A 24,602-nucleotide genomic window follows, 5' to 3' on the forward strand; every position below is an offset into this window, starting at 1 on the left:
AACTTTTGGAGCACCGAAGAATCAAAACGGCTCCTAAGGATTTTATGCTATAATATATTGGTCGTTGGTTAGCTTTTTCCGTAAAGAAGAAATTGGAGGAAGAGCGATGTTCCCTATTGGAGAAGATATTCAATTCCTTACCTGGCTTGGAAGGATTGTCGATATATTATTAGTCACATATGTCATTTATAAAATGATTATGGTAATCCGGGGGACCCGGGCGGTACAGCTTGTTAAAGGGATCACTGTGATTTTGGCTGTCTGGTTTTTGAGCAGCTTTTTTGGTCTGAGAACGTTACAGTGGATCATGTCACAGATGGTTACATACGGGTTGCTTGCCATTATCATAATCTTTCAGCCTGAATTAAGAAGGGCGCTGGAACAACTGGGACGCGGCAGGATATTTGGCGGCAGAACGTCTCCAGAGGAAGAGAGCTCTTATAAGACAGTGGAGGCTATTATAAAGTCTGTAAATTATATGGCTAAACGCCGGATCGGGGCGCTGCTGTCCATTGAAAAGGAAACTGGTATGAATGATTACGTAGAAACCGGTATCCCCATGAATGCAAGCATTACCTCTGAGCTTTTGATTAACGTATTTATTCCAAACACCCCTCTCCATGATGGGGCTGTCATTATTAGAAACAATGAAATATCAGCTGCTGCCTGCTACCTGCCTTTATCTGAGAATCCATTTATCTCGAAGGAGCTAGGTACAAGGCACCGAGCTGCTCTTGGCATCAGTGAAGTAACCGATAGTTTGACCATAGCTGTATCAGAGGAAACAGGAAGCATATCCGTCACAAAAAACGGAGACCTTCACAGAGATATTGATGAAGAAACATTAAGAGCAATGCTTGAAAAGGATTTAGTAATAGATCAAAAGCAAAATGGTTCTACTCTCTGGCAGTGGGGAGGGAAAAAGAATGGATAAACTTTTCAACAATCATTGGTTTATTAAGTTAATTTCATTAATGATTGCTGTGATGCTCTATACAATGGTAAACATGGAGAATGTTAATAATCAGCCGGGAGCACTCCCAACAGTTAACGAAACCACACATATGATCGAAGATGTGGAAATAGATGCCTATTATGACGATGAACAGTACGCAATTGTAGAGATAGCAGAAACAGTTGATATCACTCTTACAGGACCACAGAGCTCTATTACTATGTTTTTGGTGAACCCGAATTATGAGGTCTATGTAGATTTAGAAGACAGGGGAGAAGGCATTCATCATGTTAATATTCAGCATAGCGGGTTTCCTGCAGAGCTGGCTGTTTCCATTGTTCCTCAAAACATTCAGGTAGAGCTCCAGGAGAGGGAAACCGTTTCTCTACCTGTAGAAGTGGAATTGCAGAATACTGAGGGAGTGGAAGATGGCTATACTTTAGGCGCCCCCCAGGTGTCCCCGTCAGAAGTAGAAGTGACAGCACCAAGGGCAGTCCTTAATCAAATTAGTTCAGTAAGGACTTTCATTGATGTAGCAGGAACAAACGAAAGAGTAGAAACCACAGGAACCGTAGCTGTATATGACGAATTTGGCAACGAGCTGAATGTAGAGGTGAATCCTGAAACCGTAGACGTGGAAATACCTGTAACAAGCCCATTTGTTTCTGTACCTGTTAATTTAACAAGAGAGGGCAGCCTGGAAGAAGGATTGACCATTGTAGATTTAGAACTTGAACCTACTGAGGTGACGATCTTTGGGCCACAGGAAGTAATCGACGATATACAAGTGGTCGAGGGTGTGGTGTTAGACTTGTCTGCCATAACTGAAAGCCAGACGTTAGAGCTGGAGGTAGAACCCCCTCCAGGAGTGGAAGAGGTAAGACCGAATACCGTTACTGTCACAATAGAAGTGGCAGATGAGGAAGAAGCAGCGATCGAAGATGTCCCTATTGAAATTGAAGAAGGGGAAGATGGTGACACCATTGAAATTACTGATCCAGAAGAAGAAACTACGGACGTAGATGTTTACGGGTCAGAAAGTGAGCTGGAAGCCATTGAAGAGGAAGATATTCGTATCATTGGTGAAGTAGAAGAAGGGGAATCTGGTGAACAAACAGTCCCTTTAGAAGGTGAAGGGCCAGAAGAAATCACAGTGGAACCTGAAGTGGAAGAAGCTGAGGTAGAAATATCTGAAGAAGAAGAAGAAGAAGAAGAACTAGATAACAATGATGAAGAAGAAAATGGGAACGATAATGATGACGAAACCGAAGAGTAGGGTCATGTGAGTTGGTCATTGAAGGAGAGATAGTAAATGGGAAAGTATTTTGGCACTGATGGTGTAAGAGGCGTAGCAAATACCGAGCTGACTCCTGAATTAGCATTTAGGCTTGGCCGTGCGGGCGGCTATGTATTAACAAAAGATGTTGAACAGCCAAAAATCGTTATAGGAAGAGATACAAGAATTTCAGGCGAAATGTTTGAAGGAGCATTAATTTCCGGGCTTTTATCTGTTGGAGTCGAAGTGATGAGGCTGGGTGTTCTTTCTACTCCTGGTGTAGCTTTTTTAACGAAAGCATTGAGTGCTCAAGGGGGCATTATGATTTCTGCTTCTCATAACCCAGTAGAAGACAATGGCATTAAATTCTTTAGTTCCGATGGATTTAAATTATCTGAAGCCATGGAACAAGAAATTGAGAATCACCTTACCGGAGAAGATGAGTTGCCTCGTCCAACCGGCAAGAGCCTTGGTGTGGTAAATGATTATTTTGAAGGCGGACAGAAATACCTGCAGTTTTTGAAACAAACGGTTCAGGAGGATTTCTCTGGTCTTCACATTGCGTTGGATTGTGCACACGGAGCAGCTTCTTCCCTTGCTCCACATTTGTTTGCTGACCTGGAAGCTGATATTTCAACGATTGGAAACAATCCGGACGGAATCAATATAAACGAAGGGGTGGGCTCTACTCATCCAGAGACTCTTTCTGCATTCGTAAAAGAAAAGGGCGCTGATTTGGGGCTTGCCTTTGATGGAGATGCTGACCGCCTGATTGCAGTTGATGAGAATGGCAGCATTGTTGACGGGGACCGGATTATGTTTATCTGTGCAAAGTACTTGAAGTCAGAGGGACTTTTAAACGAAAATACACTAGTCACAACCGTGATGAGTAATTTAGGGTTATATAAGTCTCTTGAAACTCAGGGAATAGAAACAAAGCAGACTTCTGTGGGAGACAGGTACGTTATGGAAGAAATGCGTAAAGGCGGCTATAGTTTAGGCGGCGAGCAATCCGGGCATATTATTTTCCTCGATTATGTGACAACCGGAGATGGGATGTTAACAGCTCTCCAACTTGCAAATATTGTTAAAACAACGGAGAAGCCTCTTTCACAGTTAGCTGCTGAAATGGATAAATTCCCGCAAAAGCTTGTCAACGTTCCTGTAGTGAACAAGGAAGAAATCCACACCAATACAGTAATAAATGATGCTATCGAGCGGGTTGAAAGCGAAATGGGGGGCAATGGGCGTATCCTCGTCCGTCCTTCTGGTACAGAATCTCTTGTAAGAGTGATGGCAGAGGCTGAGACAGAAGAACTTTGCTCAAAGTATGTAGATGAAATTGTTAAGATTGTGGAACAGCAGATGGGCCGCACTCAATAGACAAAAACACAGCACAGGCTGACTCACAATAGAGCCGGCCTGTGCATATTTTTATATTACAGGCCCTGCTATAAAATTTTATCAGTAGGTTTTTCCCTTGTTTACTAAAGTGAAATCAAGGGTAAGTGTTCATTAGTTTGCCATTTTCATAAAAAGAACTAGACAAATTTACAATTGACCGGCAGGAGTCCTTATAGTAAGATTATCCCAGATTCTAAAATTGGAAAGGAGAGAAAAAGAAAGCAAGAAGTCATAAAAGCGCCCGGGCTGTTCCTGAAACGGTGAGAAAAGGAGCAGTTGACGAGGAGGAGGTTTATCGAGTGATCGGCGGATACCTCCCGGATGCAGTGTCACATCCGAAAGCTCCTGGTAAAGCAGAGAGGCAACTCTTTGTACAAAAGCAGGAGTAATGGCACGTTAGAAATAGAGAACGATTCCCAGCCTGCAGACGGCCAGAGGGAAATCATTTAAAAAAGAGAAGAGCGGGGCAGGCTGCCCCGTGCAAACCTGCCCTGTTTAATGGGAGGTATTAATGTATGTGTGGTATTGTTGGATATGCTGGAAATGAGGAAGCAAAAGATATACTAATTAAAGGTCTTAAGAAACTTGAATACAGAGGCTATGACTCAGCTGGAATTGCCTTAGCAGCAGAAGATGGAGTAAAGCTCTACAAAGAAAAAGGACGAATTGCCACCCTTGAGGAATCAATAAATGGGGACGCTTCAGGAACTCTCGGGATTGGTCACACACGCTGGGCTACACACGGACCGCCAAGCCAGTTAAATGCCCACCCCCATCAAAGCTCTTCTGGTCGATTTACACTTGTTCATAATGGCGTAATAGAAAACTATGCTCAATTGATACGTGAATATTTACAAGGTGTCGACCTTGCCAGTGACACAGATACTGAAGTCATTGTACAGCTTGTAGAAAAGTTTGTGGAAGAAGGCATGGGTGTAGAAGAGTCTTTCAGTAAAACACTTTCCCTGCTCAAAGGTTCTTATGCTACGGCTCTTGTAGATAAAGAAAACAACGATACGATCTATGTAGGGAAAAATAAGAGCCCGCTTCTTGTAGGGGTTGGTGATGGGGTTAACGTTGTAGCATCTGATTCAATGGCTATGCTGCACGTTACAAAAGAATTTGTGGAGCTAATGGACCAGGAAATGGTGATTGTTACCCGTGACAAGGTTGAAATTAAGAACCTTGAGGGCGAGATTATTTCCAGAGAGTCTTTCACCGCAGAGCTTGATGAGAGTGATACGGAAAAAGGCACCTACTCTCATTTTATGGCAAAAGAAATTGATGAACAGCCTTTCGTTATTCGAAACATCATCCAAAAATATCAAAACGATTCTGGTGACATAAAGCTTGAACAAGATATTCGCTCGGCTGTGAATGAGGCTGACCGCGTTTATATCATTGCTGCTGGAACGAGCTACCATGCAGGTCTTGTTGGCAAAGAACTCATGGAAAAGGTGGCAAAAAAACCGGTAGAAGTCCATATTGCAAGTGAATTTTTGTACAATGAGCCGATGTTATCAGAAAATCCGCTCTTTATCTTTATCTCACAAAGCGGCGAAACAGCAGACTGCCGCGGCGTGCTCGTAAATATTAAGAAAAAAGGCTTTAAGTCTTTAACCATTACGAATGTTCCAGGGTCTACCCTTTCGCGTGAAGCAGACTTCACTCTTCACACCTATGCAGGCCCGGAAATAGCAGTTGCTTCTACAAAAGCCTATACTGCCCAAATGGCTGTATTTTCCATTTTGGCTATGGATGCGGCAAGAGCACAGGGGATTGATACGGACTTTGATGCAATTTATGAACTGGGTATTGTGGCAAACGCGATGGAAACCCTTTGCGATCAGAAGGATACCATGGAGCAAATTGCTAGGGACTACTTGCTGGAAACCCGTAATTGCTTCTTCATCGGCCGTGCCTTTGATTACCATGTTGTCTTGGAAGGTGCATTAAAGCTGAAAGAAATCTCTTATATCCAAGCAGAAGGATTTGCAGGTGGAGAACTGAAGCACGGTACCATCGCCTTAATTGAAGATGGGACACCTGTGATCGGCCTGGCAACTCAAGAACATGTGAATCTGAACATTCGCGGTAATATTCAAGAGGTAGCAGCACGAGGAGCAAATGTATGCTTAATTTCAATGGAAGGAATGGAAGAAGAAGAAGATAACATCGTTCTTCCAAAAATACATGAATATATGACTCCTCTTGTAAGTGTTATTCCATTGCAGCTGATTTCCTACTTTGCAGCTCTTCACAGAGGATGCGATGTGGATAAACCACGTAACCTGGCAAAGTCAGTTACTGTGGAATAGAGGCTGTTTCATACAAACCCTGATTGTTGGTAAACGATCAGGGTTTTTTTATGCTCTTTCCGCTTTATCGTTTCCACGCTACAAAGGCTGTTTTCAAACGGCAGGGAATTGAAGAATTTCAGGAGGAAATCACTAGGTATTTTAATGTTTTTATCCTAATCAAACGTTTGTTTAACCAAACATCACTACCACATTTTATGTTGGCTCCAATACAATTTATTGGTCAATATCCTCAATCTCCTCAATCTCTTGTCCAATAGGTTAATCGCTTTTTACATTTTCTTTCTGTTCACACGTTGTTATCCTCACTGTCTAAACCCCTAGTATTCAGTTCATTATCAAGTAGACATTAGACATAAACTTTTTTCGTCTTTTCTCCCAATTCTTCTCTTCATTATGGAAAAGAACTTACTAACATTTTGAACAGTTCAGTAAGTTGATTGTTAAAAGCATAAAGTGAGCCGAGAAGTACAAAATAGATGGAGAAATAACATGGGGATGTGATGGCGTGAAAACAGTATTGAAAATGGTCTCACTTCTTATTCTTTTTTCCCTGGCAGTGAGTAGTTCTGCAGAAGCAGCTGTCATGAAGGAATTAGATCAAATGTACAAATCAGGTATTTCTTCTCAATCCCCGCTTGAATATATGGTGCGAGAGCAGCCATTTGGCGAAATGCTATTTTGGCCGGAAGTTCGAATTCTTATGCCTGGTAAAGCCCCTTTTCAGGTGACAGATCTTGATACTGGTCTCACCTTCAATGTACAAAAACGAGCTGGCAAACAACACGCCGATGTACAACCCTTAACAACAAGCGACACAGAAATCATGAAAGAAATATATGAAGGAAAGTGGAGCTGGAAACGAAGAGCAGTACTTGTTCATCTTGATGGACGCATGATCGCCGCTTCTATGAATGGTATGCCTCATGGGGCAGGAGCTTTGTCAAACGGATTTCCGGGTCACTTTTGTATTCACTTTGCAGGAAGCACAACGCACCGTAAGAACAACATGGATCCTGCTCATCAATTCATGGTCTTAAAGGCGGCTGGAAAGCTTGAGGAGTATCGCAATAAAATGGGCCCATATGAAGTAGTTGAGTTGTTTCTTACCGCTCTTCACCAGGATGATTTGTATCTGTTACGGGTTGCTCAACCAGAATACATTACACAAAATGGGAAGGAGATGTTACAGGAAATAAGCAAAATCAGTATTGTTTCAAAGCACGTTGAAGACCATGAGACAGTGCCTTCCCCTGTTTTTGCACTAGAAGTGCCGGTTGATCTTAAATATTCAGCTCGTGGAGAAGGAACAAAGAGTGGTTTATTTACCTTTGGATTAAAAAAAGATATCATAACAAATCGGTGGGAGATATACTCTGAGAATTTCTTAGAGCGTTAAGTAAAAGAATTTTCACTCTCCAGGAGGAGAGAGAAAATTAAACCCTGCAGGACATTTACCCTTTTAGGTAAGGTCTTCCCACAAGCCATAGAAGTAATATATCTCTGATAAAATAGTATTGGCATTCCGCGCTTCAATTCCTCCTTTTATTCGAGAAAGGGAGCCTTTAATTTCATTTATTATGTCTCGTTCTGCACTAAACTGCACCCTCTTAGAAACTTGATCCCATGCTTGCAAAGCCTTTTCATGTTCACTTGCAGCTTCTTCCCACCTCTCCTCTTGTATATATTGTTCTATATTTTCTACGTAAAAAAGCAAATCGTCATTTTTACCGACCGGTTCTTTCAACCACCCGCCACTGGTCATTAAGAGTAAAGAAGCAACAAAAAACAGAGATGGAACAAGGTAAAGAAAGAATTTCCTCATGAAAACTACCCCCTTAAAACATTCCCTTGTTAGTAAGGTCCTTTGTAGTCACTGATATTTAATTTATCAGTTATGTTATCCTCAAACTTATCAACGTAAAAAAAATCATTCGGAAGCAGAGCAGCATAGGAAACCTCCTTTACTGAATGTATTCCCTTTTTCTTTAATTGCTCCATTAGCCAATCCTCATCTTTTTTTCGCTGAGATAAATTCTGTGTAATAATCTTTCCATCCACAATCAGCTCGGTAGTGAGTTGCGGCGGTTGGCCTGGAAGGTTAAAATCTCTTTTTTGAACCGGTTGGTAGTCTGAGTGGGGGAGGACAGAAACAGAGCCGTCGGGTTCTAAAATTGCAATTCCTACTTCCACAGGAGAAAAGATATTTTTTGAGCGGAGCTGCTGCATAAGTTCATCTTTTGTTATACGTACCTTTGACAGATTCTTTTCTAAAATCATTCCATTTTGCATAAGTACGACCGGCTCTGAATCCTGAACTTTAGATAGGAAACGATTTTTATTGCCAATAAATTGGAGAATAATAGTCAAAACAATAAAAACCGTTAAAGCAATCCAGTGTACCAATGCTTTTGAGGAAAGATCGGTGGCTAGCGTAGCAGCGATTGATCCTATCGTAATTCCATTTATGTAATCAAACATTGTAAAATTCCCAATAAGCTGTTTACCAACTAATCTCGCGTATAAAAGTATAGTAAAAAAAGTAATGATCGATCGAACGAGAACTACGAGGGGCTCCTGCATAAACAATCTCACCTTCTTCCTCTGATAAGCATAAAATCCCCTGCTTTTTTGCATTTATACCATTGGTTTTTCTTTATAGAAACAGGCTCTCACCCCCATGGTTATGGTGTTTTTATACGGGTTATAGAATTCCGAAGAAAGGCCAAAGGGCGGAAGGTAATGAAAAGATTTGTTTATTTTTGGAACCTCCTGCTATTATGGAAGTATTCTTAGAGAAAGAAGTGAGACCGTTTGCAAAAGTTACAAATAGGAACTAGTAACATCACCGCTTCAGAGATTGGTTTGGGTTGTATGAGGATAAGCACTCTTTCTAAAGAGGAAGCTGCCAGAGTTATTCAAAATGCAGTGGAAGCCGGTGTCGATTTCTTTGATCATGCTGATATTTATGGAAAGGGAAAAGCAGAAGAGACGTTTGCCGAGGCAATCAAACTGACCTCCATACAGCGTGAAGATATTCTTCTTCAAACGAAATGCGGGATCAGGAAAGGCTATTTTGACTTTTCAAAAGAACATATTATTGAATCAGTAGACGGCAGCCTTCAAAGGCTGCAAACAGATTATATTGATATATTGCTCCTTCATCGTCCTGATGCTCTTATGGACCCAGAAGAAGTAGCAGAAGCGTTCAGGATTCTTGAGAAAAGCGGGAAAGTACGCCAGTTTGGGGTAAGCAATCAAAACTCTATGCAAATAGAACTTCTAAATCAATACATAGAGCAAAAGTTAATCGTAAATCAGCTTCAATTTAGCCTCATGCATACTGGCATGCTTGATGCAGGGCTTAATGTGAATATGCAAAACAGTGCTGGTATTGTGCGGGATAGTAGTGTGATTGATTATTGTCGTTTACATAATATGACCGTCCAGGCTTGGTCTCCTTTTCAGTATGGAATGATAAAAGGTCCATTTGTAGGAAATGAGCAGTTTCCAGAGGTGAACGCGAAACTGCAAGAGCTGGCGGAGCATTATAACATCACAGCTGCGGCTGTGGCGATTGCGTGGATTCTTCGTCACCCTGCAAAAATTCAACCAATTGTTGGGAGCATGAACCTTGAACGGCTATTAGATATAGTCAAAGCTTCAGAAATCCAACTGACAAGAAAAGAGTGGTATGAGTTATACAGAGCAGCAGGTAATGAGCTGCCATAAGCAGAGCAAAAAAACCCTTTCCACAGCTCATGGAGAAGGGTATGGAAAAGAAAGAAAGAGGATAGGACAAAAACCTGGCTAAAGAGGCTGGGACAAAACTCAGCTAAATAGAAGGGCCTTCACCGTCGGTGAGGGCCCTTACTTATATTATAATTCTGTTGGTTGATTGTTAAAAATACACTCGTTGCCGCGGGCAAGACTTCAGCTAACCGGGGAAAATGCACCACGCATTTCCCGCAGGCGTGATTTTAGAGCAACCAACGACAAAACTTTTATCCTTTATGATTTTACAACAGTCTGGCTTTGTTCCTCTAGCATTAAATCTACTGGGGAAGCAGTCGTTCTTTTTACATTGGAAATAACCAAGCCGCTCTTAGGAAACGTTGGAATACGGGTCATATCATACTCAAGATCTTGTTCAGGCACCTTGTAAGTAATGTTTTCTGTCAGGTACTTAAAACAAGAGCGCATAACCATGACCGTCATCCATTCACCGGCACAACGGTGTCCGGCATGATGGTCGCCTCCGCCTTGAGGAATAAAGGCAAAAGGACTTTCCTTCCAATCCTTGAACCTTTCTGGCCAGAATTCATCTGCGTTCTCCCACAGGTCCGGATGACGATTGGTTCCAAATAAATCTAATACAACCAGCATATCTTTTTTGAATTTATAACCGTGCCACTCAAAGTTCTTCTTCACCTTGGCCGCCATGGCAGGTGCAAAGGGATAGTAACGGCGAACTTCCTGGGCAAACATTTGGCTGTAGTTGTCTTTATCTGCCTTCAGTTTGTCTGTCACCTCCGGATTCTCATGGAGTGCAAGAACACCAAAGGCGATATAATAGGCAGCAGCAATCAGCGGACGGTAGGCATTATTCAAATCGACTGAAGCGGCTTTTAAATCAAGTTTTTTTCCGTTTTGTTCTGTGTGGTGAGCAACAATATAGAGAGCGGTATTTGGATGAACTTCTAACTTCCCGGTCCGCACATTTTTTATTATTCCCTGGAGCCACTTCTCATGGCTATCTCTGGCACTAACCCCTTTTTTAAAGCTGGCTGCAGAACTGCCGACACCAGAACCTCCGAAATCAACCATGTCCACCAGCTCATGGGTTCGCTCTTTAATTTCCTCTTCCTTCAAAGGCAGCCCGGCCCAGCGCATGCCTGCTACTGCAAAGACTTCTTGAATCTCGTTGAGAAGCACCACTTCATCTTTCTTTCCCCACTCTATTGCTTTTTTGTCCAGCTCTTCAACGGCAATTCTTTTCATATCCTCAAGCCGTTCAGGAGTCATCATTGACAGAAACATCCGCTTACGGTGCTTGTGGACTTCCCCGTCTTGCTCATGGACACCGCCTTCGCCGAGCAATGACTTTTTGAGTGGTTTCGGGAGAGCCCCCTTACGTTTAAATTTGTCATTATCATAAAACACTCTGGCTGCTTCCTCACCGGCCATGCAGACTGTTTTTTGGCCGATCAACCGAGTTTCAAAAATATCAGACCCCAGCTTTTCACGTCTTTTTGGGATAAAATGAAATCCTTCTTTGATGAGTGACACGGTTTTGTCGAACCCTTTTTCACGTGGAATAGGTGTTTTTACTTTCACAGGCTTCAACTCCTCTTTCACATTTTAAATTCATCATTCATAGAGGCTATGTACTCTCTAGAAGTGGTTGAAGTTACTCTATTCATAATAATTACCCTTGGCGAGTGATGATAAACGCTTGATTGCTTCCTGTGTAGCGGGTTAACCGAATCGTCATCATTTACTTTAGAAAACATGGACAATGTACATGAAAAATCTTTACCTTACTCATACTACAGGTGGGAGGTTGAAGACCATGAAAGGTACATATTTGCTTTTATCCATTATCATTGCTTTCGCTCACAGCGGAACAAGCGAATTATCTGTTAAAAACGAAGGGGAAATCGTAGGTGTTCTTCCTAAGGAAGCGATTACAGAACCAATGCTTGGTGAGCCTGTCATTGAGTATGAAAAAATAGAGGAATTTTTAGATAGGATGGAACAACATGTATACCAAGGCCCGGTAAATGCCTCCATTGATAAAGGAGAAAATATTGTTCCGGGAAAAGAAGGGTATAAACTTGACCGGAAGGCGTTGTTCGGTAAGGTGTCAAAATTTTATTACAGCGGTAGTTCCACCGTAGTAAGCGCTCCTCTCCTCCCTATTCACCCAAAAGTTGACGTAGAGCTCCTATCGGAAATTCGTGAAAAACAAATTGGACAATACATCACTTACTTCAATCGAAAAAAGAAGGAGAGAGCCACGAATATTACTCTTGCCGTAGAGGCGATCAATAATCATGTTGTTTTTCCAGGAGAGACATTTTCATTTAATGAAGTAGTGGGACAACGAACAAAAGAAAAAGGTTATTTATCAGCCCCTATTATTATTAAAGGAAAAATGTACGATGGGATAGGCGGGGGGATTTGCCAGGTTTCTTCAACCTTGTTTAACGCTGTAGACAAAGCAGGTATGGAAATTACCCAAAGATACACTCATAGTAAACGGGTTTCCTACGTTCCCCCTGGAAGAGATGCTACGGTAAGCTGGCATGGTCCTGATTTCACTTTTAAAAACGGGTATAACCAGCCTGTTCTCCTGCGGGCGAAAACAGTCGGCGGTATGGTATTGGTGCAAGTGTTCTCCTCAGACAGGGTGAATGCAGAACCTAGAGATATAAACTAGCTTAAAAGTGAGATTAATTATATTCATCGTCCAGAAATTTTTTTGTTTTACGGTGAAGAAAAGGGATCAGAAAAATGTTTTACCCCCATAATAATAGTATTGACAATGATTATCAATTACCGTATAGTTGTGTTTAGATTGATAATCATTTTCATTTACATAGTTCAAGGGGGAAGAGAGTATGAAAAAGTACAGCAAGTATCTTCTTCTACTGGTCTTGGCAGCTTTCCTTGTGATCGCTGCTGCTTGCGGCCAGGAAGAGGATCAGGGTGAGTCTGGTGACAACGAAGCCGACGGTGATACAGAGACAGAAGAAACATCAGAAGAAGGTGTTAGTGAATTAGACGGGGAACTTGTGGTATACTCGGCTAGGAACGAACAATTTGTGCAGGCTCTATTGGACAAATTTTCTGAAGAAACAGGCATTGAAGTAAACACCTTGCATGAAGCCGAGCCTCTTCAATTACGAGAAGAAGCAGGAAATGTGCAGGCAGATATTTTCATTTCCAATGATATCGGTGCGTTAGAATACTTAAATGGAGAGGGACTTTTAGAAGCTTCTAATCCGGAGAATGTTGAATCCATTGACAGCCAGTACAGAGCTGAGAATAATGAGTGGGTGGCAATTTCTGCAAGAGCCCGCGGTTTTATTTACAATAAAGATTTGGTTTCAGAAGATGAAGTGCCAACCAGCATGGAAGATTTATTTGATGCTGAGTGGGCAGATGTAGAAAATGGTTATGCCATTACCCGCGGAGGCAATGGCGGTATGATCGGAAATGTTTCAGCTCTTCGGTATGAGTGGGGCGATGAAAGAACAGCAGAATGGATCGAGTCCATCCAGGAAAATGCTGCCGGGATTTTTGATGGACATGGCGATATCCGTCGAGCTGTAGGCGCAGGTGAGCATGCCTTTGGACTTGTTAACAATTATTACTATCATCAGCAGTTAGAAGAACCTAATGATAATAACGTTGGTTTTGTCTACCCTGACCAAGGAGAAGAAGAAATGGGAGCCATTGCCAACGCAGCCGGTGTAGGAATGGTTGCTGGTGGACCGAATGAAGAAAATGCGAGAGCATTTATGGATTGGGTTCTTGAAGAGGAAAATCAGCTGGCTTTCGTTGGGGAATCACTGGAAGTTCCTATAAATCCTGAATTGGACCCTCCATACGAAGAAGCTGTAAGGTTTGATGAACTTAAGATCCAGGATATGCCGTTAAGAGAACTTGGAAACTATTTTGAAGACACTAGAATGTTGATTGAAGATTCTGGACTAGATCTTGATTTAAGATAGAGTTATCCGTATTTAGGAGAGGGCATAATGAGCATGGGGAAGAATGAAAATAGACAACTGGATAACGATCAAAATGCCAAGGTTGGGGAAAACACTTCTCCAACCCTTCTCCGTTTCTTGAGAAGACGCTGGCTTGGTATTTGGCGTGGAAACCCTCCGGGCCCTCTGCTTTTTACATTGGGAATGCTGGTCGGTCTATTGATGTCTGTACCAATCATCTATGTCATTTGGAGGTCGCTTTTTGCAGGGGCAGACCGCTGGATGAGACTGTTGGACGGAAGAATCCCTCAGCTTTTGTGGAACACTCTTTCATTGACCTTTGCCGTTACCGTTTGTGCAGTTATTCTTGGGGTATCATTGGCCTGGCTTGTGGTGCGGACCGATGTACCCGGGAGAAAGCTGCTTCAATGGGTGCTTGCTCTGCCGTTAGTGATCCCTCCCTATGTGGGCGCTGTGGCCTATATTATTGTATTTGGACCAAGTGGGTGGATGCGTGATCTTTGGAGAGAAACTCCGTGGCTGGTGAACACTTTTGGAGACTATCCTCTATCGATTTATTCATTTTGGGGTGTCTTTTTCGTACTTACAATGTTTACCTATCCGTATGTCTTTCTCATAGCAAGTGCCTCCCTTCGAAAAATGAATCGTAATTTTGAAGAGGTGGCCCGATCTCAAGGGATGAATACGATGCAAGTGTTTTGGAAGGTGAATCTTCCTTTTCTCCGTCCGGCTATTGGAGCAGGGGCTATCCTGATCGCCTTGTATGTTCTCTCAGATTTCGGTGCCATTGCTATGCTCAGGTACGTAACATTTACAGCAGCCATTTACTTTCAGCGGGCAAGCTTTGATACAGAATCAGCTTCTGTTTTAAGCCTGGTCCTCATTGTGCTGACTGTTTTCATCTTATGGATTGAATCCAGAACCAGAAAGAAAAATAAATTCTACCAAACTTCCAACACTTTTAGAGAACCTGATATATTGTCACTTGGTAAGTGGAAGCCTCTGGTTATGGCTTTTATCGGACTGGTTATTACATTTTCAATCTTCTTGCCAATTGTCGTCTTAATTTATTGGACAATTATTGGTTTGGATAGAGGAGCTGTGGATGCACGCTTTTTCGAATTCGCCTGGAACAGTATACTTGTTTCAGGAATGGCGGCATTATTATGTATGCTCCTTGCGCTGCCGATCATTTACTTGCGTTCAAGGTATCCATCGGTAATCTCCAGCAGTATTGATAAAATGAGCTATGCTGGCTACGCTCTTCCAGGCGTAATAGTTGCCTTAGGGTTTGTGTTTATTTTTAACAATCACTTTCCGTTCCTGTACAATACTTTTTATCTCATCGCGCTTGCTATGGTCGTACGATTCTTGCCGCAAGCGATGCAAGCAGGGGATGCATCACTCAGCTTAGTTTCCCCGAGAGTAGACGAGACAGCCCGGAGCTTAGGCTATCCGCCATGGAAGGTAATGTTTAAAGTGATTATCCCTTCGATTCTGCCTGGGGTACTTGCCGGTGGCGCGCTCGTGTTTGTCAGTGCGATTAAAGAACTGCCTGCTACCCTAATGTTAAGGCCGCCTGGATTTGATACACTGGCGGTACGTATTTATTACGAAGCTTCTGAAGCAATTTATCATCAGGCTGCACCGGCTGCCTTAATTCTTATTTTGGTGTCTATTATTCCACTTCGATATATGTTAAAAAAGTATTAAAAAACAAGGCAGAAAAAGAGACGAGCATTGGTGCTTGTCTCTTTTTTTAACGTGCTGTATTCTGATTTTCCAATGATCTAAAACATTCTGCTGAAAAAAAGCATGACGACCAGGCCGAAAACAAAGGCGTAGGTGGCGCTAAGCGCGTGACCATCACCGTGGCTTTCAGGGATAAGCTCTTTATAAACAATATAAAGCATTGAGCCTGCAGCAAATGCCAGGCCTAGAGGGAGAAGAGCATACACGTAAGCCGTGAGCCAAAAACCGATGATGGCTGCAACGACTTCAATAATGCCAGTAAAAGCAGCAATCAAGAGTGCCTTCCAGCGAGAAACGTTTTGCTGAATGAGAAACAAAGCGATGATAAAGCCTTCCGGAGCATTTTGCAGGCCAATTGTAAAGGCAATCAACATTCCTAACCCTTCGACTCCACTAGCATAACTTACTCCTACCGATAAACCTTCTGGTATGTTATGAAAGGTGATCGCAGTAACAACGAGTATGGCTTGAGCAGGATAAGGGTACGGGTTGTTTTTTCCAGGTGGTGTTTCTGTGTGGGTATGAGGAATATTTTGCTCAAGAAAAGTAAGTCCCAGTACACCTAGAAGCAGTCCGGACGCAATAACAGGAAAGCCTGCTAACTCCAGCGCCTCGGGGATAAGTTCAAACGTAGAAGCGGCTACCATTAAACCAGCACTAAAGGCAATCAGAATATCTCTTGCTCTATGTGTTGCACTTGCCATGAAGAGTGCCGGCACGGCACCTGCTCCTGTAGCAAGAGCCGATAAAAAACTGGCAATAAGAAATTCTTCCATTCTTTCCTCCAGTCCTGCCGTTTTCTTATACCTTATTCAGTGCAAGGAAGGGATAGAAGAGCATGGACTATATAAATTTAAGAGACCTGTCCCTGAGGAAAAAGAAATAGTTGGTGTTTAAAAAAAGCCTGCAGTGTCTCTGCAGGCTTTGTAGATAGTTGGGTTTACTAGTTTATTGAAGAGCAGTTTCCAGGTTTTCAATGTTTCTTCTCATAAGACTAAAGTAGTCTTCCTCGTTTTCTTCATCCTCCTCGACCAAAGCCTCGAGATTATGAAGACGTAAGGCTTCAGCTCCTACCTCGTCTTGAACAACTTCAGCAACTTGAGGAGTAATGTTTTGCTCAAACATAACATACTCAATATCGTGATCCTCTGCGTATTGAATAATTTCTTCTAATTGTTTTTGAGAGGGCTCATTTGTAGGAGAAAGTCCAGATATTCCAAGCTGGTTTAATCCGTAACGTTGTTCCCAGTAGCCGTACCCTGCATGTGAAACGATAAATGTATCCTTATCTGCAGCTTCTACCATTACTTCAAATTCTTCATGGAGGGTTTCAAGCTCCTGCTGGAGTTCTTCAAAATTGTTTTCAAAGGTCTCGCTTTCCTCAGGGTTAACCTCTACTAACGCCTCTTTAATGTTTTCTGCCATTTCTATGGATAAAACTGGGTCAAGCCAGACATGAGGATCTTCGTCTCCGTGGTCGTGTGAGTGTCCATGATCGTCATGTGAATGATCTTCATCTTCTTCATGGGCATGGTCATCGTGCCCGTGCTCATCTTCCTCATGAGTGTGGTCATCATGTCCGTGCTCATCTTCTTCATGAGAATGGTCATCGTGTCCATGGTCGTCATCATGCCCGTGCTCATGGTCGTGATCGTGACCATAATCAATCAAATCGATGCCTTCTACGGCTTTCACAACCTTCACATCTTCTCCTTGAAGAGTATCTTCAACTGCATCCGCAAATCCTTCCATACCTGCTCCGTTGTATAAAAACATATCTGATTCGGCAATATCAATCATTGTCTGTGCAGTTGGTTCAAAGCTGTGGGCATCAGCGCCAACGGGCACAATATTTGTTACATTCACAGCTTCCCCGCCGATACGATTTGCGAAATCCTCTAGAGCAAATAAGGTAGTGTAAACATCAATTGTTTCAGTTTCTTCACCGTTACCTTCGTCTTGTTCAGTTGCTTCTTCCGTTTGATCAGCTTCTCCACAAGCTGCCAAAACGGCAGAAAGCCCAATTGTGCACGCAATTCCTGCTTTAGCTTTCATTGTATGTAATCCCCTTTTCGTAATCATTCTGTTTTATTAATCTAGAAAAGAGTATAAAGGGTATTGATTGCTTTGTAAACCGTAATTGTTACAATTTGTTCAGTTTGTAGATGAGTTTTTCTAAAAATCATAAATCAGGCTTTTGAAAATAGCCAATTTTAGTGTATTACAGTCAACTTTAAAACATGAAGGTGACGTATGATAGGTGAGCGTAAGAAAGAAAGACTTTACACAGAGAAAAGAAGTCATTATAATTTCAAATATAAATCGTAACAATTACTATTTTGTCACGAAAAAAATTTCGGATCTAAATCGAAATGATTATGATTTAAAAAGGAGAATGAAAATGGCTAAAAAATCTAAAATAGCAAAAGAAAAAAAACGTCAGGAAATAGTGGAGAGATATGCGGAAATAAGAAAAGAACTAAAAGCAAAAGGGGATTACGAAGCATTAAGAAAGCTGCCAAGGGACTCGGCACCCACAAGACTTCATAACCGTTGTGAAATAACCGGCAGACCCAGAGGCTATATGAGAAAGTTTGGAATGTCCCGTATCACTTTTCGTGAGCTGGCTCATAAAGGGCAGATTCCAGGTGTAAAGAAATCCAGCTGGTAAACTGATTAACTATGTAAAGGGAGGATAGGCAGCTATGTATAAATGGATCATTATTGGAGGCGGCATTCATGGATGCACGATCGCTACATTTTTATTAAAGAGTGGAAAAGTAAAGAAAGACGACTTGCTGATTATTGATCCATATCCTGTCCCTTTATACAAGTGGAAAACCATTACAAGCAAAATAGGAATGGATTATTTAAGGTCTCCTTCCGTGCATCATTTGGATCCCGCTCCCTTTAGTCTGCAGAAATACGCAAAGGATAATAAGGTTACGGCTCCTTTTATTGGAAGGTTTAAAAGACCGAGCCTTCCTCTATTTAACGCCCATTGTGAAGCACTATTTGCGGAAACAGATCTATACAGTTGCTGGTTTAGGGCTAAAGTAGAGAATCTTGCTCCAGGAAAGAAAAAGTGGATGGTTCATACAACCAATGGGAGATTAGAAGCCAAGCGGGTCGTACTTGCCATAGGCATGAATACTCAGCCTTCCTATCCAGAGTGGGCTGAAGAACTGGCAAAAAGCAACCCTCACAGAATTCATCACATTTTCAATGATGATTTGCAATCCATAAAAGAAATGCCCCCTTCTTTTGGCATTGTAGGCGGCGGTATCTCTTCCATACATACTGCTGTCCATTTATGTAATGTGCACAATGAAAAGGTCAAACTTATCAAACGGCATCCTTTTCGAGTTCATGACTTTGATAGTGATCCTGGGTGGCTGGGGCCTAAATACCTGACTTCTTTCAGAAAAGAGAATGATCTGAATATACGGAGGAAAATGATTACTCAGGCAAGGCACAGGGGATCGATGCCAAGAAATTTGTTTATGAAAGCTAAAAGATTGTACGGACGCGGACAACTTGAAGTAATTACTGATGAAATTTCAGGTGTAAGAGCTGCAGGATCTTATATTGATATCAGGTTAAAAGAAAATCAAAGCCAAAAAGTATCCTCTGTTATTTTAACGACAGGGGCCGCCTCTCGTCATCCAATTCACGACTGGCTGACTCATATGCCCAATTGTACATCATGCGGTTTTCCTATTATTAATAAAAATTTGGAATGGGAAAACGGGCTCCATGTTTCTGGTCCACTGGCAGAATTGGAAATAGGGCCCGTATCACGCAACATTGCCGGGGCAAGGAAAAGTGCAGAGATTATCACTGCACTGGCTAACTAGAGCAAGGGGGAAAGATAGATGGAAAAAGTACCGGTTACAGTCTTAAGCGGCTATTTAGGGGCAGGCAAGACGACTGTATTAAATCATATATTAGCAAATAGGGATGGGGTAAGAGTCGCAGTCATTGTAAATGACATGAGTGAGATTAACATTGATGCTGATTTAATAGAACGTGGCGGCTTTAAACGCACAGAGGAGAAAATGATAGAACTATCAAATGGCTGCATATGCTGTACATTACGTGAAGACCTGCTTGTTGAGGTAAACCGTTTGGTGCAACAAGGGGATATAGATTACATTTTGATTGAATCTACAGGGGTTAGTGAACCAATACCTGTAGCCCAGACGTTTAGTTACCTGGATGATGAAATGGGGATCGACTTAAGTGAACAATGCCGATTGGATACAATGGTAACAGTAGTAGATGCTAATCGCTTTTGGGAGGATTATTCATCAGGGGAAACATTAATAGATAGGAAACAAAACGCAGATGAGGAAGATGAGCGAGACGTTGTGGATTTACTTATTGACCAAGTAGAATTTTGCAATGTTCTTATAGTGAATAAGATTGATTGTTTACAACCTCAAGACCGCAAAAAGCTGATTGCCTTTTTACAAAAGCTTCAGCCCGAAGCCAATTTAATTGAAACGATGTATGGGCGCATTGAACCTTCTGAAGTTCTGGGTACTGGTCTGTTTGATTTTGAACATGCAAGTCAATCAGCTGGCTGGCTGAAAGAACTTGAAATGGAAAATCATACACCTGAAACAGAGGAGTATGGCCTAAGCTCCTTTGTGTACCGGAAACGCTGGCCTTTTCACACGGAAAGACTAACTGCCTGGCTTTCATCCACCCCGAAGGAAGTGGTCAGGGCGAAAGGAATGGCATGGCTGTCTACACACCATGACTACGCAGTACTGTTGTCACAAGCAGGAAGCTCCGTATCTTTAGAACCCGCAGCTTATTGGGCAGCTGCACTCCCGAACGAAGAGAAGAAGGAACTGGTTGATCAGGAGCCTGAAACAGCGGTTGAGTTAATCAATCATGAATTTGGAGACCGAATCAATGAATTAGTCATTATAGGAATTGATATGAAGCAGTCTGAGATAGAAGAAGCACTCGATCGATGTTTAATTCAGCCAGACGAATATCATGAATGGAAAGCCAAGCAAGAAAAAACGGTTCTTTAACTGCTCCTTTCAAACGCCAATATTTTACATATCAAAGAAAGAAACAGATGATAGAGAGAATAGATAAATTTGTGGAGGACAGGGCATGAGAAAGGGAGTAAAAATAGCAGTCATAGGAGGCGGATCCAGTTATACTCCTGAACTTGTAGAAGGGCTTATTAAAAATTACCTATCTCTTCCCGTTAAGCAGCTGTGGCTGACAGATATTGAAGCAGGACGAGAAAAGATGGAAATAGCTGGGGACCTCGCCAGAAGGATGATTGCCAAAGCAGGATTGCCCATTGAGGTTATTGAGACTTTAAAAAGAAAAGAAGCACTGATAGATGCTGATTTTGTGATTACGCAGTTTCGTATCGGCCTGTTGGATGCGAGAGTCAAAGATGAAAAGCTTCCTTTAAAACATGGTATTCTGGGCCAGGAAACGACTGGCCCTGGAGGCTTTTTTAAAGCACTGCGGACAATCCCAGTCGTATTAGATGTCTGTCGGGACATGGAAGAGCTTTGCCCGGATGCATGGTTGATCAACTTTGCCAACCCCGCTGGTATTATTACTGAAGCCGTTCTTCGCCATTCTAACATTAAGAAAGCAGTTGGGCTGTGCAATGTCCCTGTCAAAATGGAAAGAGCTGTAGCAAAATTACTGAATGTGCACCCTTCTTCTAGAATTCATATTGATTTTGCAGGTTTGAATCACATGGTGTTTGGACTTAGTGTATCAGTTGATGAAGTGGACGTTACGCAAAAAATACATAACCTCCTGACAGCTCCACAGATAGAGCTTATGAAAAAGGATATAAAAAGGCTGGGGTGGGAGCCGGAATTTATTAAGGAATTAGGAGCTCTGCCAAGCCCTTATTATAAATACTATATAAAGACCGAGGATATCGTGAAAGTGTGCAAGACAGAAGCAGCCCAGAGCAAAACACGTGCAGAAGTAGTAAAGGAAATAGAAAAAGATCTTTTTACACTCTATAAAGATCGATCTCTTGCTGTAAAGCCCCTCCAGCTTGAGGAAAGGGGCGGGGCCTACTACTCGGAAGCTGCCGTACGCTTAATCACTTCCATTTACACGGACAAAGGTGATATTCAAGCAGTGAATACTCGAAATAATGGAGCTATTAAAGCTTTGCCTTCTGATTCAGCTGTTGAAGTCAGCTGTTTCATTACAAAAGATGGTCCTGTACCATGCAATGCAGGTAGGCTTCCATCTAATGGGGATAGGCTGATTCAAGAGTTGAAAGAGTTTGAGGAAAAAACAGTCAGTGCAGCTGTAAGCGGTGACGTTACAGAAGCAGTAAAAGCAATGTATGCTAATCCTTTAGTGCCATCTCTTCGAACTTCAAAGCAGCTTGTGAAAGAAATGATGGAAGCACATAGGGAGCACCTCCCGCAATTTTTTTACATACCTGGGGGTGACGGCTTTGTTCACAGGGGTAAGGCTGGTAAAATAGCCACGAGAACTCAGGAACGAGGTGCATACAATTGACGTCATATGTAGTAGTTGGAGCAGGAATATTAGGAGCCTCTACTGCTTATCATTTAGCTAAAAGCGGGGCCAGGGTTACAATAGTTGACCGGAGAGATCCTGGCCAGGCGACTGACGCTGCTGCTGGTATCGTCTGTCCGTGGCTTACTCAAAGAAGAAACAAAGCCTGGTATCATTTGGCGAAAAACGGAGCTAAGTATTATCCAGAGCTAATCAAAGAGCTTGCCGAGGAAGGCGAATACGAGACAGGATATGAAAAGGTAGGAGCAATCAGTCTTCATACCGATGAACAGAAGCTTAAAAAAACAGTAGAAAGAGCGATGAAACGAAGAGAGAATGCTCCAGAAATAGGGGAGATTACTCTGCTTTCCCCTGCTGAAACGAAATCTCTCTTTCCGCCAATCTCGGAAGAGTATGGCTCTGTTCATGTCAGTGGAGGGGCAAGAGTGAATGGGAGAGCCTTATGTAAGGCTCTTATAAACGCGGCTGAAAAAAAAGGAGCCTCTATCACTTACGGAGACGCATCTTTACTTTTTACTAAAGACAGGGTAACGGGAGTAGAAGTAGAAGGAAATCAAATATATGGAGACCAGGTAATTGTCACAGCAGGAGCCTGGGCAAGAGAGTTAGTGGCACCTTTAGGGATCAATCTGTTGGTCTCCGCCCAGAAAGCCCAGATTGTTCACCTTGAAATGGATGTATCAACTAACAAGTGGCCAGTTGTCATGCCGCCAAGCAACCATTACCTCCTCTCGTTTGAAGAGGGAAGAATCATCGTGGGGGCAACTCACGAGGATGAAGCAGGATTTGATAACAGAGTAACGGCTGGCGGGGTGCATGGGATCCTTGAAAAGGCCCTACATGTAGCGCCAGGTCTTTATCATAGCACTTTCCTTGAAACGAGAGTTGGTTTTCGGCCTATGACTCCTGGTTTTCTGCCTGTAATAGGGAAAGCTCCTCAAAAAGAAGGTCTTCTTATTGCAAATGGGTTGGGGGCTTCGGGTCTTACTGTTGGCCCTTATCTCGGTTCAGAGCTTGCCAATGTAGCAATGGGTAAGGAAGTTGGTTTGGATCTGGAAAATTATTCTCTGCTGCAGGCAATAGCAGAAAGCGACCCTCATTCTTAAAGATCAAGAGCCCTTCAAAGGGTTCTTTTTTGCGTTCTTTCTCTCCTACTTGAAAGTATACTAGGGTGGGTACACGATAAGATAAATATAACGACCAGATGAAAAATCGAGTGAAATGAGTAGAAGGACAAGTCACAGGAACACTTAGAATGATGGAGGAAGAAAAAGACTACAAAGATCTAGTCAGCCAAATGTCAGCAGCGAGAAATGCCTTGGACAGAGCCATTGGCCTTGTCGTTAGTTCAAATTTAGAAAAATGTAAGAGAACAAATGTAAAAAGATGAAAATACAATAGAGCTTATTCAAGAAACCGTAAATCTTCTGATGAAAAGCAGATAGCATCTATGCAGCAAAGCAGATCATTGTATTTTTACTTTTGGTCTGCTTTTTTTATTCACAGTGTCTTCCTTTGGAGTATTTCATGCCCCAAAAGCGTACTGCGAGGTGTTGAAAAACAAAATCACTTCCATACCTTGGTCTGCGGTCAGCTTAAAAATGGTGATTGGCCTTTAGCTGTTCTTTTTACATAAAAGGGAGGACAGGGACTGATAATAAAGACGTTGCTTGTTAGACGAAAGGTGGAGGTATAGTGGAAAAAGAAATGCACCTGGGGGGAGATTATAAGATCATTCCGGCTACATCACTGGCAGACGGCCTGAGTGTCCAAGTGCTCCCGGATATTTACTGCAAGACGATTCAAATCGTAAACATTGCTTTTATAAGTGATTCTCAAAATAAAAAGGAATTTGTCTTAGTAGATGCAGGCATGCCTGGGTCAGCCAAGGAAATTATAGCAGCTGTCCAAGAGACTTTCGGGGAAGGAGCCAGGCCTCAAGCTATTTTTTTAACCCATGGTCACTTTGACCACGTAGGAGCAATTCTTGACTTAATTACTCACTGGCAAGAAGTACCTGTCTATGCTCATAAAGAGGAACTGCCCTTTCTCCAAGGAAATAAAAGTTATCCAGAGCCTGATCCGAGTGTAGAAGGAGGGGTGATTGCCAAGCTGTCGGGAATGTTTCCTAATGAACCTGTAGATTTAGGAAATCACATACAACAGCTTCCCCTGGACGGCACTGTTCCGTTTCTGAAGGAATGGAAATGGCATCATACTCCTGGACATACTCCGGGGCATGTCTCATTCTTTCGTGAGAGAGACCGGGCATTGATAGCAGGAGATGCATTTGTCACAGTGAAACAAGAATACCTTTATAAAGTCTTAACACAAGAGCAGGAAATCAGCGGGCCGCCAAGGTACTTTACACCAGATTGGCTTCAGGCAGAGGCTTCTGTGCAAAAAATAAATCAACTGCAGCCGGCAGTGGCTGTTACTGGACACGGGCTTCCTATGACAGGTGATCAATTAAAGGAAGGATTAAGAAGCCTGGTAGAAAACTTTCAGGAAATTGCCGTTCCCGATAAAGGAAAGTATGTAGATGCCTATAATAAGAAAATGTAACCAATAACAAAGCACTCTGCTATAAAAGCCAGGGTGCT

20 protein-coding genes and 2 pseudogenes are annotated in these 24,602 nt (G+C 42.4%); 17 read left to right on the forward strand and 5 right to left on the reverse strand.

What is annotated here, in order from left to right:
• The first annotated feature begins 106 nt into the window (after positions 1 to 106).
• The 6 genes from cdaA (at position 107) to CEF17_RS17740 (ending at position 7,352) form a co-directional block, all read left to right on the forward strand.
• Complete coding sequence (gene cdaA, locus CEF17_RS17715) at positions 107 to 934, forward strand: diadenylate cyclase CdaA (RefSeq protein ID WP_100400644.1); 828 nt, start codon at positions 107 to 109, stop codon at positions 932 to 934.
• A complete protein-coding gene (locus tag CEF17_RS17720; protein WP_198509003.1) occupies positions 927 to 2,231 on the forward strand; it encodes a CdaR family protein in 1,305 nt (434 codons plus the stop codon). The genes cdaA and CEF17_RS17720 overlap by 8 nt, the downstream gene beginning before the upstream one ends.
• Before the next feature lie 36 nt (positions 2,232 to 2,267).
• A complete protein-coding gene (gene glmM, locus CEF17_RS17725; RefSeq protein WP_100400646.1) occupies positions 2,268 to 3,614 on the forward strand; it encodes a phosphoglucosamine mutase in 1,347 nt (448 codons plus the stop codon).
• 281 nt (positions 3,615 to 3,895) lie between these two features.
• The gene (locus CEF17_RS20910; protein WP_269799467.1) at positions 3,896 to 4,024 is read left to right on the forward strand and encodes a hypothetical protein; all 129 of its coding nucleotides are present in this window, start codon (positions 3,896 to 3,898) and stop codon (positions 4,022 to 4,024) included.
• 126 nt (positions 4,025 to 4,150) lie between these two features.
• Positions 4,151 to 5,953: a glutamine--fructose-6-phosphate transaminase (isomerizing) gene (gene glmS / locus CEF17_RS17730; RefSeq protein ID WP_100400647.1), complete on the forward strand. Its 1,803-nt coding sequence runs from the start codon at positions 4,151 to 4,153 to the stop codon at positions 5,951 to 5,953.
• Between the two features lie 508 nt (positions 5,954 to 6,461).
• Complete coding sequence (locus CEF17_RS17740) at positions 6,462 to 7,352, forward strand: hypothetical protein (protein WP_100400649.1); 891 nt, start codon at positions 6,462 to 6,464, stop codon at positions 7,350 to 7,352.
• A 63-nt stretch (positions 7,353 to 7,415) separates the two neighbouring features.
• Here CEF17_RS17740 and CEF17_RS17745 read toward each other — a convergent pair whose 3' ends face one another.
• Complete coding sequence (locus CEF17_RS17745) at positions 7,416 to 7,778, reverse strand: DUF4363 family protein (protein WP_100400650.1); 363 nt, start codon at positions 7,776 to 7,778, stop codon at positions 7,416 to 7,418.
• A gap of 29 nt (positions 7,779 to 7,807) precedes the next feature.
• Positions 7,808 to 8,536: a YetF domain-containing protein gene (locus tag CEF17_RS17750; protein ID WP_100400651.1), complete on the reverse strand. Its 729-nt coding sequence runs from the start codon at positions 8,534 to 8,536 to the stop codon at positions 7,808 to 7,810.
• A 231-nt stretch (positions 8,537 to 8,767) separates the two neighbouring features.
• Between CEF17_RS17750 and CEF17_RS17755 the strand changes: the two genes are divergently transcribed.
• Positions 8,768 to 9,685, forward strand: coding sequence for an aldo/keto reductase (locus tag CEF17_RS17755; protein WP_100400652.1), 918 nt, complete (start codon positions 8,768 to 8,770; stop codon positions 9,683 to 9,685).
• 279 nt (positions 9,686 to 9,964) lie between these two features.
• On the opposite strand, the gene CEF17_RS17760 is transcribed toward CEF17_RS17755, so the two are convergent.
• The gene (locus CEF17_RS17760) at positions 9,965 to 11,290 is read right to left on the reverse strand and encodes a cytochrome P450 (RefSeq protein WP_100400653.1); all 1,326 of its coding nucleotides are present in this window, start codon (positions 11,288 to 11,290) and stop codon (positions 9,965 to 9,967) included.
• 235 nt (positions 11,291 to 11,525) lie between these two features.
• Here CEF17_RS17760 and CEF17_RS17765 point away from each other — a divergent pair, with 235 nt between their 5' ends.
• From CEF17_RS17765 to CEF17_RS17775, 3 genes are all read left to right on the forward strand, one after another.
• The gene (locus CEF17_RS17765) at positions 11,526 to 12,395 is read left to right on the forward strand and encodes a VanW family protein (RefSeq protein ID WP_100400654.1); all 870 of its coding nucleotides are present in this window, start codon (positions 11,526 to 11,528) and stop codon (positions 12,393 to 12,395) included.
• Between the two features lie 181 nt (positions 12,396 to 12,576).
• A complete protein-coding gene (locus tag CEF17_RS17770; RefSeq protein ID WP_100400655.1) occupies positions 12,577 to 13,692 on the forward strand; it encodes an extracellular solute-binding protein in 1,116 nt (371 codons plus the stop codon).
• Positions 13,693 to 13,719: 27 nt separating this feature from the next.
• Positions 13,720 to 15,405, forward strand: coding sequence for an ABC transporter permease (locus CEF17_RS17775; protein WP_442857440.1), 1,686 nt, complete (start codon positions 13,720 to 13,722; stop codon positions 15,403 to 15,405).
• A gap of 77 nt (positions 15,406 to 15,482) precedes the next feature.
• On the opposite strand, the gene CEF17_RS17780 is transcribed toward CEF17_RS17775, so the two are convergent.
• Together CEF17_RS17780 and CEF17_RS17785 are read right to left on the reverse strand one after the other, a co-directional pair.
• Positions 15,483 to 16,220, reverse strand: a complete 738-nt coding sequence (locus CEF17_RS17780) for a ZIP family metal transporter (protein WP_100400656.1) — start codon at positions 16,218 to 16,220, stop codon at positions 15,483 to 15,485.
• Positions 16,221 to 16,392: 172 nt separating this feature from the next.
• Complete coding sequence (locus CEF17_RS17785) at positions 16,393 to 17,499, reverse strand: metal ABC transporter solute-binding protein, Zn/Mn family (protein WP_100400657.1); 1,107 nt, start codon at positions 17,497 to 17,499, stop codon at positions 16,393 to 16,395.
• 346 nt (positions 17,500 to 17,845) lie between these two features.
• Here CEF17_RS17785 and rpsN point away from each other — a divergent pair, with 346 nt between their 5' ends.
• From rpsN to CEF17_RS17820, 7 genes and pseudogenes are all read left to right on the forward strand, one after another.
• Positions 17,846 to 18,115, forward strand: coding sequence for a 30S ribosomal protein S14 (gene rpsN / locus CEF17_RS17790; RefSeq protein WP_054636579.1), 270 nt, complete (start codon positions 17,846 to 17,848; stop codon positions 18,113 to 18,115).
• Positions 18,116 to 18,149: 34 nt separating this feature from the next.
• The gene (locus CEF17_RS17795) at positions 18,150 to 19,301 is read left to right on the forward strand and encodes an FAD/NAD(P)-binding protein (protein ID WP_100400658.1); all 1,152 of its coding nucleotides are present in this window, start codon (positions 18,150 to 18,152) and stop codon (positions 19,299 to 19,301) included.
• An 18-nt stretch (positions 19,302 to 19,319) separates the two neighbouring features.
• Positions 19,320 to 20,492, forward strand: coding sequence for a GTP-binding protein (locus CEF17_RS17800; protein ID WP_100400659.1), 1,173 nt, complete (start codon positions 19,320 to 19,322; stop codon positions 20,490 to 20,492).
• Positions 20,493 to 20,577: 85 nt separating this feature from the next.
• Positions 20,578 to 21,891 (forward strand): annotated as a pseudogene (locus CEF17_RS17805) (6-phospho-beta-glucosidase); the annotation flags it as partial.
• Positions 21,892 to 21,974: 83 nt separating this feature from the next.
• A complete protein-coding gene (locus CEF17_RS17810; protein ID WP_100400661.1) occupies positions 21,975 to 23,105 on the forward strand; it encodes an NAD(P)/FAD-dependent oxidoreductase in 1,131 nt (376 codons plus the stop codon).
• 98 nt (positions 23,106 to 23,203) lie between these two features.
• A pseudogene (locus CEF17_RS21100) lies at positions 23,204 to 23,444 on the forward strand (metal-sensing transcriptional repressor).
• A 250-nt stretch (positions 23,445 to 23,694) separates the two neighbouring features.
• The gene (locus CEF17_RS17820; protein ID WP_100400662.1) at positions 23,695 to 24,564 is read left to right on the forward strand and encodes an MBL fold metallo-hydrolase; all 870 of its coding nucleotides are present in this window, start codon (positions 23,695 to 23,697) and stop codon (positions 24,562 to 24,564) included.
• Positions 24,565 to 24,602: the final 38 nt, after the last annotated feature.

It is taken from the genome of Bacillus sp. FJAT-44742, assembly GCF_002797315.1.
Lineage (GTDB): Bacteria > Bacillota > Bacilli > Bacillales > Marinococcaceae > Thalassorhabdus > Thalassorhabdus alkalitolerans.